Origin of the sequence: Burkholderia sp. PAMC 26561 (assembly GCF_001557535.2) — a bacterium.
In the GTDB taxonomy this organism is placed as follows: Bacteria; Pseudomonadota; Gammaproteobacteria; order Burkholderiales; family Burkholderiaceae; genus Caballeronia.
This window is the reverse complement of record NZ_CP014307.1, coordinates 1,557,153-1,572,521: the sequence shown is the minus strand read 5'-3', so window position 1 is coordinate 1,572,521 and position 15,369 is coordinate 1,557,153. Positions and strand designations below refer to the sequence as shown.

Annotated in this window: 13 protein-coding genes and 1 pseudogene; 13 read left to right on the top strand and 1 reads right to left on the bottom strand. The window is 61.4% G+C overall.

Annotated features, from left to right (window positions below; genetic code table 11):
- Positions 1 to 42 precede the first annotated feature (42 nt).
- Complete coding sequence (locus AXG89_RS22740) at positions 43 to 1,008, top strand: hypothetical protein (RefSeq protein WP_075359226.1); 966 nt, start codon at positions 43 to 45, stop codon at positions 1,006 to 1,008.
- Between the two features lie 20 nt (positions 1,009 to 1,028).
- Here AXG89_RS22740 and AXG89_RS22735 read toward each other — a convergent pair whose 3' ends face one another.
- On the bottom strand, positions 1,029 to 2,285 hold the full coding sequence (locus AXG89_RS22735) for an MFS transporter (RefSeq protein WP_062172509.1): 1,257 nt from the start codon (positions 2,283 to 2,285) through the stop codon (positions 1,029 to 1,031).
- A gap of 109 nt (positions 2,286 to 2,394) precedes the next feature.
- Between AXG89_RS22735 and AXG89_RS22730 the strand changes: the two genes are divergently transcribed.
- From AXG89_RS22730 to AXG89_RS22680, 12 genes and pseudogenes are all read left to right on the top strand, one after another.
- Positions 2,395 to 3,315 carry a LysR substrate-binding domain-containing protein gene (locus AXG89_RS22730; protein WP_062172508.1) on the top strand — a complete coding sequence of 307 codons (921 nt, stop codon included), beginning with the start codon at positions 2,395 to 2,397 and terminating at the stop codon, positions 3,313 to 3,315.
- A gap of 83 nt (positions 3,316 to 3,398) precedes the next feature.
- Positions 3,399 to 4,940, top strand: a complete 1,542-nt coding sequence (locus tag AXG89_RS22725) for an FAD-dependent oxidoreductase (RefSeq protein ID WP_062172507.1) — start codon at positions 3,399 to 3,401, stop codon at positions 4,938 to 4,940.
- A 7-nt stretch (positions 4,941 to 4,947) separates the two neighbouring features.
- Entirely contained in the window at positions 4,948 to 5,565 is a 618-nt protein-coding gene (locus AXG89_RS22720; protein WP_062172659.1) for a UdgX family uracil-DNA binding protein, read from the top strand.
- A 12-nt stretch (positions 5,566 to 5,577) separates the two neighbouring features.
- Positions 5,578 to 5,931 (top strand): annotated as a pseudogene (locus tag AXG89_RS22715) (DUF3175 domain-containing protein).
- Positions 5,932 to 6,012: 81 nt separating this feature from the next.
- Entirely contained in the window at positions 6,013 to 6,180 is a 168-nt protein-coding gene (locus AXG89_RS42275; protein WP_162916102.1) for a hypothetical protein, read from the top strand.
- Between the two features lie 4 nt (positions 6,181 to 6,184).
- Positions 6,185 to 7,510, top strand: coding sequence for a PQQ-dependent sugar dehydrogenase (locus tag AXG89_RS22710; RefSeq protein ID WP_062172506.1), 1,326 nt, complete (start codon positions 6,185 to 6,187; stop codon positions 7,508 to 7,510).
- A complete protein-coding gene (locus tag AXG89_RS22705; RefSeq protein WP_062172505.1) occupies positions 7,510 to 8,007 on the top strand; it encodes a hypothetical protein in 498 nt (165 codons plus the stop codon). Before AXG89_RS22710 ends, AXG89_RS22705 begins: the two co-directional genes overlap by 1 nt.
- Before the next feature lie 171 nt (positions 8,008 to 8,178).
- A complete protein-coding gene (locus AXG89_RS22700) occupies positions 8,179 to 10,566 on the top strand; it encodes a phosphoketolase family protein (RefSeq protein WP_062172658.1) in 2,388 nt (795 codons plus the stop codon).
- 4 nt (positions 10,567 to 10,570) lie between these two features.
- Positions 10,571 to 11,674 (top strand): acetate/propionate family kinase, encoded by a 1,104-nt coding sequence (locus AXG89_RS22695; RefSeq protein ID WP_062172504.1) that lies wholly within the window; start codon positions 10,571 to 10,573, stop codon positions 11,672 to 11,674.
- Positions 11,675 to 11,778: 104 nt separating this feature from the next.
- Entirely contained in the window at positions 11,779 to 12,765 is a 987-nt protein-coding gene (gene coxB / locus AXG89_RS22690; RefSeq protein ID WP_062172503.1) for a cytochrome c oxidase subunit II, read from the top strand.
- Between the two features lie 21 nt (positions 12,766 to 12,786).
- Positions 12,787 to 14,760, top strand: a complete 1,974-nt coding sequence (gene ctaD / locus AXG89_RS22685; protein WP_062172502.1) for a cytochrome c oxidase subunit I — start codon at positions 12,787 to 12,789, stop codon at positions 14,758 to 14,760.
- Entirely contained in the window at positions 14,753 to 15,364 is a 612-nt protein-coding gene (locus tag AXG89_RS22680; RefSeq protein ID WP_062172501.1) for a cytochrome c oxidase subunit 3, read from the top strand. The genes ctaD and AXG89_RS22680 overlap by 8 nt, the downstream gene beginning before the upstream one ends.
- Positions 15,365 to 15,369: the final 5 nt, after the last annotated feature.

Below are 15,369 nucleotides of genomic sequence, written 5' to 3'. Positions count from 1 at the left end.
CTCGCTAACCGAAACAGACTCGGTGGATCGTTTTGCACGTCGATATTGACCGGCGCATTATCTGCGGCGCTGACGTTTTCGGTTTCAACTCATGCCCAGGAACTGAATATCGTTGCCGGCCCGCTGATCAGCCGAGGCGAGAATTCCTACTCGTGGGAAGGGAGTTATCGCGAAGGACTCGGGCGCCATGCGGCATGGAGTTTCTCGTGGATCAACGAAGGACACATTCCCGACCATCATCGCGATGGACAGACCATTCAACTCTGGGGCCGCCTGCCGCTGTGGCGCGACCGGGTGGAGTTATCGGCGGGAGCGGGACCTTACAGGTACTTCGATACCACCGCCGCGGGCGCAGGCGGAACGTATTCGAATACGCATGGCTGGGGCGTGGTGTGGAGCGCGCGGGCGGCTTATTACTTCGACCGCAGGTGGATCGCGCAGATGCAAGTGAATCACGTGCAGGCGTTCGGCGGTCCCGATACGACCGCGCTGCTCTTCGGCGTGGGTTATCAGCTCGATGCAAACGGCGAACCCGGTCCGCGGCAGACGCCGACACCGAGAACCTCCCGCGTCACCGGCAACGAGCTGACCATCCTGCTCGGCAGATCGATACTGAACAGCTACGACTCGCAGAGCTCGTTTGCGCAGAGCGTGGAGTACCGGCGGGGGCTCGCGCGCTATGTCGACGGGACCGTGTCTTACATCCATGAGGCCAGCAACACGCAACCCCGCCGCGACGGCGTTGCATTGCAACTGTGGGCGACGCGCGGGTTCTTCGACGACCGCTTTACGCTCGCGGTCGGCGCCGGTCCATACATCGCTGTCACGCAAAACGACAACCTTCCCGGGAATCGTACGGGCGATGGCCGCGTTTCCGGATTGATATCGATGTCGGCGAGTTATCGGCTGGGAAAATACTGGCTCACACGGCTTACATGGAACCGTGTCATCACGCGCTACGACCGCGATACCGATTTGATCGAAGCGGGCATAGGCGTGAGGTTCTAGCGGTCAAACGCATACGGGTTTCAGCTTTTGCCCGGCTTTGGAAACAACGGATACGCGACCAGCGCACAGGCAGCCGCGACCAGCCAGACCACCCCCCACGATCCCGCCGCGAGCAGATGCGGGATCGACAAGGGCGTGACGAACAAACCCACGTACACGGCAGTATTCGTCATCCCAAGCGCGGTTCCCGCACGGTCTTTCCCGCTGAGCGTGGCGAGTTCGGTATAAGCCACGCCATGCCACGCCGATACGCAAATCCCCGCGAACACGATAAACCCAATCAGCCAGCCTTCGGATAACCCATACCCCGTCCCTACCGCGAGCACGATGAACGCACCAACCGCGATCAGCGTCGACACTTTTGTATAAGCGCGGCGGTTGCCGTGTTTATCGGTGAACCGGCCGCTCCAGACGCGCATGATCATTGCGCCGAGCTGGACGGCGACCATCGTGGCCGTGATGCCGGGCAGGCCGACATGCGCGAAGTCGTGCAGGAAAACCGTGGCGAACGTGAGCACGGCAAATTGCGGAATGCACAGGATGCCGATGCCCAGCACCACGCGCCAGATCATCGCGTCACGCAGCGGGCTGACGGCTGCAGCAACCGCAACGTTCGATGCGGACACTGCGGGCGCGGGTGTTTCAGGTGGCTCATGAAGCCAGCGCCATGCAAGCCACCCTGCGGCCGTGCACATGGCCGCCAGCACACCATAGACGAGCCGGAAGCCGCCTGTGGATGCAAGCCACGGCAGGATCAGCGCGCCGAGGCCGCCGCCGAGCGGCACGGCGGTCTGGCGGATGCTCATCGCGAGGCCGCGTTCGCCTTCCTGAAACCAGCGCATGATCGCGCGTCCGCTCGATCCGTTGACGCTGCCGCCGAGCAGACCGACGCCGCACATCGATAACACCAGCCACAGCAACGAAGGCACCGACGCCGCCGATGGCACCACGAACAGCATCATCGCGAGGAACGCAGCCGCCACGGTCGCCAGGCCGGTGAGAAGGATCGGACGGTCGCCCCACCGGTCAGTCGCCACGCCCCATGGCAGTTCGGAGATCGCCACGCCCAGGCCCATCGCGCCGAGCGCCAGTCCAAGCGCCGAGTTGCCGAGGTGATAATCCGCGCGCAACCAGACGGCCGTGGTCGGAATGCCCGCGATCGCCGCCGAAAAACTGACGTTCGCCGCCACGCCAACGCCGAGCACCTTCCAGCGATGGGAGGCGCCAAGACCACGTCCCACCCCTGCCGCCAAGGGAATTGCGCATTGAGTTTGCATCGCTGTATGGCATCCGTTCAGTTTCGATGCACACAGTGTGACGCACCACGATGGTCCTGAATATCAAGTAATATCGAACCAACACTTCGACAAAACAGGACGGTTCGACATGCCGCAAACCAATTTCGAAATCGCGTCGCTGCGCACATTCGTGGTCGGCATGGAGCTTGGGAGCTTTGCGAAGGCGGCGGATCGGATTGGGCGTTCGACTTCGGCCGTCAGTGCCCAGATCAGGAAGCTGGAAGAGCAGGCTGGCGCGCCGTTGTTCAAGAAGGCGGGCCGCAACCTTGCGTTGACCGACGCCGGCGAGACCATGCTGCGCTTTGCGCGCCGCCTCGTCGATCTCAACGACGAAGCGGCCGTCGCCGTGCGCGGCCCCGATCTGGAGGGATGGATCAGGCTCGGGCTGCAGGAGGACTTCGGCGAGATCATGCTGCCCGACGTGCTCGGCCGGTTTTCTCGCGCGCATCCGAAGGTCCGTATTGAAGCGCGCGTGGCGCGCAATACGGAACTGTTCGAGCGTATCGATTCGAACGAACTCGACCTCGCGCTGGTTTGGGGCGACGCGTCATCGGCCGCGCGGGAAACCCGGCCCGGCGTCCAGCATGAGCTGATCGCCGAGCCGCGGATGTGCTGGATCGGTTCATCCACCCTGCCCTGGAATCCGGCCGCCGATGAACCGCTGCCGCTGGTCGCGTTCGATCGCGCGTGCCTCTTTTTTAGCGCGGCGACGGCGGAACTCGATCGCATGAACATCCGCTGGCGCGTCGCGTTCACGAGTCCGAGCCTGTCCGGTTTGTGGGCCGCTGCCGCTGCGGGACTCGGGCTGACAGTGCGGACGCAATACGGCTTGCCAAGGTCGGTTTGCGCGCTCGATGCACACGCCGCAGGGCTGCCCGATTTGCCGTCATTGCCGTTGTCGCTCATGCGGGCGTCGTTCAAATCTGCGCCGCCTGTCGAACGGCTTGCATCGATCATTCTCGATTCCGTGCGCGGCGGGGCGGCATCGTTCGAGCGCATGGCGGCCTGATCACCCTTCGCGCCTTCGCCTTCGCCTTGTCCCGACGGCCCGCTTTTTGCTGAATCGTCGTGAACGACAGACGGGAGCGCGACATGGCAGGACCGATGCAGCAAGCAGCACGGCTGGACGACATTCCCGAGGACCACGGCATACGGGTGACGCTGTCCGATACCCCAATCCTCCTCGTGCGGCAAGGTGACGACGTCCACGCGTTTTCGGCGGACTGCCCGCACGCCGGCGCGCCGCTCGAGGAAGGCGCCGTGTGCAACGGGCGCATCGTGTGTCCTTGGCACAAGGGCACGTTCGCAATCGACGATGGCCGCGTGATCGAGCCGCCCGCGCTGATCGGCTTGAAACGCTACCCAGTGTCGGTGGAAAACGGCAACGTGCTGGTTTCGTCGCAAGCCGAAGAACCGCCCGCGAATTTTCCATCCGCCGATACACGCATGTTTGCGATCATCGGCGCGGGCGCGGCCGGTGCTGCTGCATGCACCGCGCTACGTGAAGGCGGCTTTCACGGACGTATCGTATTGATCGGGCCAGAGTCCGGCGAGCCGTACGACCGCACGGCGTTAAGCAAATTCGTTGCCTCCGGCGATATGCCGCCCGGCGAAGTTCCGTCGCTACTGCCCGAAGGTTTCGCCACGAAGCGGCGCATCGAGCGCATTGAAGCTCAGGTCATCAAACTCGATGCCGCCGATAAACGCATCGACCTGCCCAACGAACTCACGCTGCATTACGACGCGGCGCTGATCTGCACGGGTGGTACTCCCAAACCCATGGACGTTCCCGGCGCGAACTTGAGCCGCGTGCATTTGCTGCGTTCACGCGACGACGCTGCAACGCTCGACGCATCGCTCAAGGACGCGAAAAAAGCGGTCATCGTGGGGGCGAGTTTTATCGGGCTGGAGGTGGCGTCATCGCTTAAAAAACGCGGTCTCGACGTGACCGTGGTCGCGCCCGGCAAGATCCCGCTCGCTACGCAATTCGGCGATGAACTCGGCCTGATGTTCAAGCGGCTGCACGAGAAGAACGGCGTCGAGTTCCGGATGGAATCGAAGGTGAAGGCGTTGATTGGCGGCGACGCCGTTCACGCTGTCGAGCTTGACGGCGGCGAGACGATTCCGGCGGATGTGGTGATCGCAGGAACAGGCGTAAGGCCGGCGACCGACTTCCTGCAAGGCATTGCGCTCGCGCATGACGGCGGCATCAAGGTCGACAGCGCCATGCGCGCCGCGCCCGGACTGTACGCCGCCGGAGACGTCGCGCAGTTTCCGGTGCCACGTTCCGATGCGGACCTGCGCATAGAACACTGGCGCGTCGCTCAGCAACATGCACGCGTTGCCGCGCTGAACATGGCCGGTGGCGACGAGCACTACACCGGCGTGCCTTATTTCTGGACCTATCATTTCGGCAAGCGCTTCGAATACCTCGGCCACGCAAGCGAGCATGACGATGTCCTGATCGACGGCGATCTCAACTCGCAGGCTTTCATCGCTTATCTGATAAAGGACGGCAACGTCGCGGCAATTGTTGCGTGCGATCGGGAAGCGCCGACGGCAAAGCTCGCAGAAGCGATGCGTGCAACCCTCACGCTCGATGAAGCCCGCAGCGTTGCAGGTAACCAAAGCTGAGACGATCATGGCAACCAAGCCTATCGGCATGTTTCCGGATCAGCACCCGGAGCGGCTCGACCAGTGCCGCCGATGCACGCTGTGGGAAGCCGCAACGCAAGCAGTGCCGGGCATCGGTCCGCATCATGCACCGTTGATGATGGTCGGCGAACAGCCCGGCGATCAGGAGGACCTGCAGGGCAAGCCATTCGTGGGACCGGCCGGCGCCCTGCTCGACAACGCGCTTCAGGAGGCCGGCGTACAACGCTCGCAGGTCTACGTGACCAACGCGGTGAAGCATTTCAAATGGGAACCACGAGGCAAGCGCCGGCTGCATAAAACACCGGCGCAACGCGAAGTCGATGCATGTCATTACTGGATCGAACGCGAGCTTGCGGAACATGATCCAAAGGTGATCGTTGCGTTGGGCGCAACCGCGTTGAAGTCGGTCCTGCAGAAATCGACCGTAAAACTTCAGGCATCGATGGGCCAAGCAATCGAGCACGACGGACGTCTGGTGATTGCGACGTTTCATCCATCGTATGCGCTTCGGGCGCCCGATGCCGGGACGCGCGAAGCCGCATTTCGCGCGATCGTGGACGCGTTGAAACATGCGCATCGGCTGATCGGCGAGCACAGCAAATAAGGAGGACACAGCATGGCAACCGCTTTGAAAACCGCAGGCAAACGCAACACGACGCGCCAGAAACATGCTCGTGCAAAACCGAAACCATCGGGTCCGAAACGCTAGTCGCATCACGTGATGGAAACCAGCGACGCGATGGACATCAAGAGGGACATCTTCAAGGAGGGCAATGCGCAGGAGATTGCGGACTCGCTGAAGAAGTCGTCCACGCGCAGCAACCGGCGCAAGGGCACGCCGTTCCAGTCGGCCATGTCGATGCTGAATTTCTATATCAATCGCGCGGGGCGCAATTTGCCGAAGTCGCGCCGAACCGTACTCGACAACGCGAAGAAGAAACTCCGCGAAGCGTTCGGCCGCAAGCCTTGAGGAACGTTACTTGCTGTCTCGTACGTAACCGGCACCCGCAAAGCCGCCGGCTGCGACTGTATGAATCACCAAGGAGATGTCATGCCTGAGAACACCGATCTCAATCCCGGCGATGAAGCCGCCCCCGGCACACCGGGCACCGGCGAAAACATCTGCCCGGCTTGCAGCGGTTCGGGCAAGAAGGACGGGCAGACATGCGCGACGTGCGACGGCACGGGCAAGGTCACGGAAGGGATCGGCGGTGCGTAATTACATGCTTCGCGCTTCGTTTTGCGGCATCGCAATGCTTACTGGTGTGCTGGCCGGGTGCGCCAATGCCGCATCCGATGGATCGATCGGCTTCGGCCCGTCCCCTACGCTGCCGCCGCCTCACACTACGCTCCTTCCCACGCTCAACGTGGCGCCTGCCAATCCGTGGCCCGAAGGCACCATGCCTACAGCGGCCAACGGATTCGCGGTGAACGCATTTGCAAGAGGGCTCGACCATCCGCGCTGGCTTACCACCTTGCCCAACGGCGATGTGCTTGTGGCAGAAAGCAACACGCCTGCGCAACACGATCCTGACACGGGCATCAAGGGGTGGATCACAAAGCAGTTTCAAAAACGCGCGGGAGCAGGCGTTGCAAGCCCGGACCGCATCATCCTCTTGCGCGATACGAAGGGCGACGGCGTGGCCGACATGCGAAGCGTCTTCATCGACAAGCTGCACTCGCCGTTCGGCATGGTGCTGGTCGGCGACGATCTCTACGTTGCGAACACGGACGCCGTTTTGCACTTCAAGTACCACACGGGCGATACATCGATCAGCGGACCGGGTGAAAAGCTGACCGACCTGCCGGGCGGTCCTATCGATCATCACTGGACCAAGAACCTCATTGCAAGCCGTGACGGCAAACTACTCTATGCCACCGTCGGCTCGAACAGCAATGCGGGCGAAAACGGCATCGAGGCGGAAGAAGGCCGCGCGGCCATCGTGGAAATCGACCGGGCCACAGGCAAGTCGCGGATATTTGCATCGGGCTTGCGCAATCCCAACGGCATGTCGTGGAATCCCGAAAGCGGCGCGCTCTGGACCGTGGTCAACGAGCGCGACGAATTGGGTAACGACCTGGTGCCCGACTACATGACGTCGGTGAAAGACGGGGCCTTTTATGGCTTCCCGTATAGCTACTATGGCCAGCATGTCGATACCCGCGTGAAACCGCAAAACCCGGAAATGGTCGCAAAAGCCATTCCTCCGGATTACGCGCTAGGGTCGCACACGGCGTCGCTCGGTCTCACGTTTTACGATGCAACGCTGTTTCCGCAAAAGTACTGGAATGGGGCGTTCATAGGACAGCATGGCTCGTGGAACCGCAAGCCTCGCAGCGGTTACAAAGTCATTTTTGTACCTTTTTCAGAAGGCAAACCATCGGGAGCGCCTGAAGATATCCTGACCGGATTTCTATCGCCCGATGGCGATGCGCGCGGCCGCCCCGTCGGCGTCACGCTCGACCACTCGGGCGCCTTGCTCGTCGCCGATGACGTCGGCAACTCCGTCTGGCGTGTCACGCCGGCGCAGAGCGCGGCCGGGAACTGATGGCACGGCGCGCTGCATCAGGAAATGGTTTGTTCGCCGTGGCCGAAGCCACGCTGATCAGCCTGTACGATGGCGGCGTGCTGTCGCCAGCCGTTCTCGAACGCGTTATCGCGGGCTTTGCGAACAGCGCGATCGACTGGCATTCAGCGCCTGAACGCAAGAGCGTGGATGGAAGATCGCTGCACGAAGTTGTCGCCATCACGATGATGCCCGGGCGCGCGATCCGCAATCCATCGAAGGAGTTCTTCGCGGTGGTCGAGCACGTCGGGGGCCGCAGCGTCCCAGCGCGAGATGCTAAAGAAGAACCTGAGGAATCACCCGAAACCGAACCCGAGGATGAACCGGACGACGAACTCATGAGTCAGCTTGCAGGCGCCGGCCGCAAAGGCAGCGCCGGAGCCAAAAAAGCCGCGAAAACCGCACGAAAGTCAGCACCATCCCCCGGTTTCAATCCCCTCTTTCACGCCACTCCACCGGGCCGCGCCCGCAAGTCATAGCAATGTCCTTGACTCATGTCATGGTGGAATTACAACGCAATCTCCCTACACGCGGCACAATAGCAAGTGCCAGATCGATAGCGACCCGCATCAGTGACCCGGCCCAGGCACGACTCGGCCGAACCAGAGTGACACCGCAACTTCCTTTCAATGGATACCAACGGACACGACATGGACACACAGGCAACCTTCACTTCCCCGCGCCTTTCCCCCGATGAATTACGCAAGATCGATGCATATTGGCGCGCGTGCAATTACTTGTCGGTAGGCATGATTTATTTGCGTGCCAACCCGTTGCTGCGCGAACCGCTGCAAACCGAACACATCAAACGGCGACTTCTTGGGCACTGGGGCTCCGACCCGGGCCAGTCCTTCACGTGGGTCCATTTGAACCGGCTGATCATCAAGGATGACCTGAACGTAATGTTCGTCTCGGGTCCGGGTCATGGCGCACCGGCGACGTTGTCGAACTCGTATCTGGAAGGGTATTACTCCGAGGTCTATCCGGATCGCAGCGCCGATGAAACCGGCATGCTGCGCCTGTTCAGGTTGTTTTCGTCACCGGGGGGAATCGGGTCGCATTGCACGCCCGAAACGCCCGGATCGATCCACGAAGGCGGCGAGCTGGGCTATAGCCTTTCGCATGGCTTCGGCGCGGCTTTCGATAACCCGGATCTGATCGTGGCTGTGATGGTCGGCGACGGCGAAGCTGAAACCGGACCGCTTGCAACGTCATGGCATTCGAACAAATTCCTGAATCCCGTCGTTGACGGCGCGGTACTGCCGATCCTGCATCTGAACGGCTACAAGATCGCGAACCCGACCATCCTCGCGCGCATCCCGCAGGAAGAGCTCGAAGCGCTGATGACGGGTTACGGATACAAGCCGCATTTTGTCTCAGGCTCGGACCCCGCGACCATGCACGAACTGATGGCGCAGACGCTTGAGACGTGCATCGGCGAGATTCGCGCGATTCAGGCGCATGCACGTTCGACGGGCGACACCACGCGCCCGCGCTGGCCAATGATCGTCTTGCGTTCGCCCAAGGGCTGGACCGGTCCGAAGGAAGTCGATGGTCACAAGGTCGAGGATTTCTGGCGCGCGCATCAGGTGCCCGTGCTCGATCCGGCGACCAACGCAAAGAGTCTGAAGCTGGTGGAAGCGTGGATGCGCAGCTACAAGCCCGAAGAGCTCTTCGATGAAAACGGCACCCTGATAGAAGAGCTGCGCGAGATGGCGCCGAAGGGCGAGCGTCGCATCAGCGCGAATCCGCATGCAAACGGCGGACGTCTGCGCCGTTCACTCGACCTGCCGGACATCCGCGACTATGCCTACAAGGTCAAGGCCCCTGGCGGCACGTACCAATCGCCAACGGCGGTGCTTGCCACATGGCTGCGTGATGTCATCAAGCGCAACATGAATTCGTTCAAGCTGTTCGGCCCCGATGAAACCGCGAGCAACAAGCTCGACGGCGTGTACGAAGCATCGGGCAAGCGCTGGATTGCCGAGTACAAGCCTGAGGACAGCGACGGCGGCGCTTTGGCGACCGACGGCCGCGTGATGGAAATGCTCAGCGAACATACGCTCGAAGGCTGGTTCGAAGGGTATGTCCTGACGGGACGTCACGGTCTTTTCGCGACCTACGAAGCGTTCGTGCATGTGATCGATTCGATGTTCAACCAGCACGCGAAGTGGCTCGAGAAATCGAAGCTGGAGCTCGACTGGCGCGCACCCGTGCCTTCGGTGAACCTGCTGATCACGTCGCTGGTATGGCGTCAGGATCACAACGGTTTCACACACCAGGACCCGGGTTTCCTCGATGTCGTCACGAACAAGAGTCCCGAAGTCGTGCGCATCTATTTGCCGCCCGATGCGAACTGTCTGCTGAGTGTGATGGACCATTGCCTGCGTTCGCGCGACTACGTGAACGTGATCGTCGCGGACAAGCAACCGCACTTGCAATACCTCGACACGGAAGCAGCGCTCGCGCATTGCGCGAAGGGCATTGGCATCTGGGACTGGGCATCGACGGATCAGAACAGTGAACCTGACGTGGTAATGGCGTGCGCCGGCGACATCGCGACCATGGAGTCATTGGCCGCCGTCGAAATCCTGAAGGAGCGGTTTCCCGATCTCAAGATCCGCTTTGTCAACGTGGTCGACCTGTTCCGCCTGATGCCCGATACCGATCATCCGCACGGCTTGTCGAATCGTGATTTCGATTCCATCTTTTCGCGCGAAAAACCCGTCATCTTCAACTTTCACTCGTATCCGACGCTGGTCCACAAGCTCACGTACAACCGCACGAATCACGAGAACATGCACGTGCACGGGTATCGTGAACGCGGCAACATCAATACGCCGTTCGAGCTCGCCATCATCAACCAGGTGGATCGCTTTTCGTTGTGTATCGATGTAATCGATCGTGTGCCGCGCCTGCGCGATACCGGTGCGCATACGAAGAACTGGCTGAAGGACCAGATCAACGAGAGCATTGGCTACGCGCACGCGGAAGGCATCGATCGCGATGAAATCCGCAACTGGGCGTGGAAAGGCTGATGCCATGGCACAGGACATCCTCGTATTGAACAGCGGGTCGTCGTCGCTCAAGTTCGGCGTGTATGCGCCCGACAGCGGCGACGAAAAAGCGTGGCTGACGGGAAGCGCAAAAGGCATTGGCCGTGACGACGGGTCGTTGACCATGCGTTCGGTGGACGGCTCCATCAACGTTCAGCAAAGTCATGTGATGGAGTCGCAGCACGACGCGCTGCAACGCATGGCCGACGCCTTGCACGAGCATCTCGACCAGCCGCTGGCGGGCGTCGGTCATCGTATCGTGCATGGCGGCCCGCATTTGAGAACGCACGCGCTTATCACGGACAAGGTTAAGCAAACCCTTCGCGATGCTGTGCAGTTCGCACCTTTGCATTTGCCGCAATCGCTCGCGCTGCTCGAACAGGCACAGGACATTTTCCGGGACGTGCCGCACTACGCCTGTCTCGATACCGCGTTCCACCAGACCATGCCGGCACGCGCCACGCATCTGAGCTTGCCCAAGCACTTCGCCGGCGAAGGCGTGGTGCGCTACGGCTTTCACGGGTTGTCGTACGAATCGATCGTGGCGAGCCTCGGCAACGATCTCCCCGAGCGGCTCGTGGTCGCGCACCTGGGCAGCGGTGCAAGTCTTTGCGCGATCCACAACGGCCATTCAATCGATACCACCATGGGCCTGACGCCTACCGGCGGTATCCCCATGGCGACGCGCACCGGCGATCTCGATCCCGGTGTGTTCGTCTATCTGATGCGAACCGGCGGCATGGATGCCGACGCACTCGAACAACTGATCAACAAGGAGAGCGGCCTCAAAGGTCTTTCCGACTCGAACGACGACATGCAGTCCCTTCTGAAACGCACCGACGCGGACGCGGAACTTGCCATCGATATCTTTTGCACGGCGGTGCGCAAGACAATCGGCGCGTATGCGGCATTGATGGGTGGCCTGGACCGGGTCGTGTTCACGGGCGGTATCGGCGAACATGCCGACGCCATACGCGAACGCATTTGCCAGGGACTCGAGTTCCTCGACGTCCAGTTCGATGTCATCGAGACGCAGGAAGAGCGGCAGATCGCCCGTCATTGCCGAACGCTCCTGACTGAAAGTATTTAGTAGGGTACGTGGATTGCTCACGGCTTGATCGATCCAGTGTCGACCGAGCCGGAGCAATCGATGCCACACCGCCACCCCTCACCGCGCACTAGCCGCAAACCAACATGCCGTTGACGGCGGCGGAGTCAGCGCACGCGGGCGAGAGCGCGCCGCTGAACTATTTTCTTCACGCGGCCGGGCCGGCTGCAGCGCCTACCCTCACACTGGACTGGATCTTCACGGCAATTTGCGTGGCGGTCTGCGTGATCGTCGGCGGCTTGCTTGCTGTCGCAATCTTCCGGCGCCGTCCCGACGCACCGCTCGATCAACTGGTCCAGGGCAACAGCGGCTTGCGATGGATCGTGATCGGCGTGGCGCTTTCCGTGCCTGTGCTCGTCGCGATGCTGGTCTACGCACTTGTCACGCTCAACCGGGTTGCATCGCCCGCAGAAACTCCTGCTTTGACGATCACCGTGACCGCCTACGACTGGTGGTGGAAAGTCGCCTACGACAACGCCGCCGATCCGACGCTGCGTTTCGTCACCGCCAACGAGATCCACATTCCCGCCGGCGAACCTGTACGCATCAAGCTGAAAAGCGCAGACGTGATCCATACGTTCTGGGTTCCGAAACTTGCGGGCAAGACTCAGGCGATACCCGGCCAGACCAACGAGCAATGGATCCAGGCCGATGCGCCCGGGGTGTATCGCGGGCAATGTTCGCAGTTTTGCGGCGCGCAGCACGCACACATGGCTTTTGAAGTCGTCGCAGAAAGCCGCGCGGATTTTGCTGCGTGGAGCGCGGGGCAAGCCCAGGTGCCGGCTTCATCGAACAATCTGAGCGTCGCCGCCGGCAAGACTCTCTTCCTCGACAAATGCGCGGGCTGTCATGCAATCCGTGGCTCGGACGCACAAGGCGCGCAAGCGCCCGACCTTACCCATCTCGACTCGCGCCGGCTCATAGCCGCGGGCACGCTGACGAATACTGCAGGGAATCAGCTTGCCTGGATCACGGGCGCGCAACGCATCAAGCCTGACTCGCTGATGCCGAGCATTGCGTTGAGACGCGACGAAGCGGCGAACCTCGCCGCGTATCTCGCGACACTGAAATAGGTAGAGAGGAGCGACGCTTTCATGAGCGAACTGTCATCGTCCGATGCGCGTGTCCCCGAATACGGCCGCGTGCCCGAGGGAAGCGCGCGCGAAAAACGCCTCGCCGGGATATGGGAAACGGCGCCGGGCTGGCGCGGATGGATATCGACGGTCGATCATAAAAGCATCGGCCTGCGCTATCTCGTGACGGCGTTCATCTTCCTGCTGATGGGCGGCGTGGAAGCATTGATCATGCGCGTGCAACTCGCCCGCCCCGACGCAACAGTGCTCACGCCCGAGCAGTACAGCCAGCTCTTCACCATGCACGGCGTGACGATGATCTTCCTCTACGCCCTGCCCGTGCTCTCGGGGTTTTCGAACTATCTGTGGCCGCTGATCCTCGGTGCGCGCGACATGGCATTCCCGCGCCTGAATGCGCTTTCATACTGGTTATTCCTGTTCGCGGGCATCTTTCTCTATTCGAGTTTCCCGTTCGGGCAAGCGCCGAACGCCGGATGGTTCAACTATGTGCCGCTGTCAGGACTCGAATACAACACGGGTCCGAACATCGATATCTATGCGCTCGGCATGGTGCTGCTCGGGGCATCGACCACGGTGGGTTCCGCGAATTTCGTCGTCACGCTGATCCGCATGCGTGCGCCGGGCATGTCGATCGATCGCGTGCCGGTGCTCGTATGGGGCACGCTGACTGCGTCCGGCGGCAACCTGCTGGCAGTGCCCGCGGTCAGCCTCGCGTTTTTCCTGCTGTGGCTCGACCGTCAGTTCGGCACGCACTTCTTCGATGTCCTCAACGGCGGCCGCCCTTTGCTCTGGCAGCATCTGTTCTGGATGTTCGCGCATCCGTGGGTGTACGCAATCGTGCTCCCCGCAATGGGTATCGTCTCCGATGCGTTGCCCGTCTTCTGCCGTCGCCGGCTCGTCGGTTATACGCCCGTGGCGTTGTCGACCGTTGCAACCATGGTGGTTGGTTTTATCGTGTGGATCCATCACATGTTTGCAACGGGTATTCCGGCGCTGGCGCTCGCGTTCTTCGGCTCCGCGAGCATGGTCATCGCGATCCCGAGCGCGGTCGCGACCTTCGCGTGGATCGCGACGATCTGGACTGGACGTCCCGTGTTCAAGGTTCCGTTCCTCTACTTCGCCGGCTTTGTGCTGCTGTTCGTGATCGGCGGTGTATCGGGCGTGATGACGGCAGCGGTGCCGCTCGACTGGCAACTCAACGATACTTATTTCGTCGTCGCGCATCTGCATTACGTGCTGCTCGGCATCAACGTGTTTCCGGTGATCGGCGGCGTGGTGTTCTGGTTTCCCAAGTTCACCGGCCGGATGATGAGCGAACGGTTCGGCAAGATCACGTTCTGGGTGATGTTCATCGGCTTCAATCTCGGCTTCTTCCCGATGCACATTGCAGGACTTCTCGGCATGCCGCGCCGCATCTATACCTACTCCGGCGACATGGGGTGGAACACGGTGAACATGGTGACGTCCATTGGCTCGTTCGTGTTCGCGGCAGGCGTGCTGATGTTTCTCTGCGATCTTGTCTGGAGCTATAAGCGCGGACCTGTGGCCGGAAAAAATCCTTGGGATGCGCCCACGCTCGAGTGGTCGGTCTCGTCGCCGCCACCGCCCTACAACTTCGCGACCATACCTGTGGTGGAGAGCGGTCACCCCTTATGGGAAGACCGCCTGGGGCAGGAGAATCCGACAGCACGCCGTAGTCAACTCGACGAAGGCATGATCCTCGATCACGGCCGCGAGGCGCTCGCGACCCGCGCGCTCGACGGCCGCCCCGACGCCATCCTGAAGATGCCCGGCGACTCCTACGCGCCCTTCTTTCTGGGCCTCGCCTCCACGCTGATGTTCGCCGCCATGCTGCTGCACATCTGGTGGCTTGCACTCGTCATGCTGGCAGGTTTCGCCGCTTCGCTCGTGGCATGGATGTGGCCCGAACGTGCGCTCCTGCAACGCGAACCGCAAGGAGGCGCACTTGGCTGATATCACCGACGACGCCGTGAATGCCGACCGTCCGCTGCCCATCGGCACGTCAGGAAGGCATTCGGGCGGATGGTGGGGCATGTGGATGCTGATCGCCACGGAAGCGGCGTTGTTCGGCTACCTGATCTTCAGTTACCTGTATCTGTTCTCGCAAGGTGGCGGCAAGTGGCCACCCGACGGCCTGCCGAAGATGGGCCCGGCGCTCTTCAATACTGCCGTGCTGCTGACCAGCAGCGTGTTTGTGGTGTTGTGCGAGCACGCAGTGAAACGTGAACGGCGTCGTCTTGCGGTGATCTGGATGAGCATCGCGATCGTGCTGGGCGCGCTCTTCGTGGACGTGCAGTTGAAGGAGTGGCACGACCATCCTTATGGACCCGCATCGCATTTGTACGGCTCGCTTTACTTCACCATCACGGGCTTTCATATGTTGCACGTGGTGGCCGGTCTGATCGTGCTTGCCGTGCTGCTCACCTGGACCGCGCTCGGTTTTTTCGATGACCGGCGTCACACCGTGCTGACCATCGGCGGGATGTACTGGCATTTCGTCGATATCGTCTGGCTCTTCATCTTCACCACGCTGTACATCAGCCCATACGTGCTCTAGGAGAT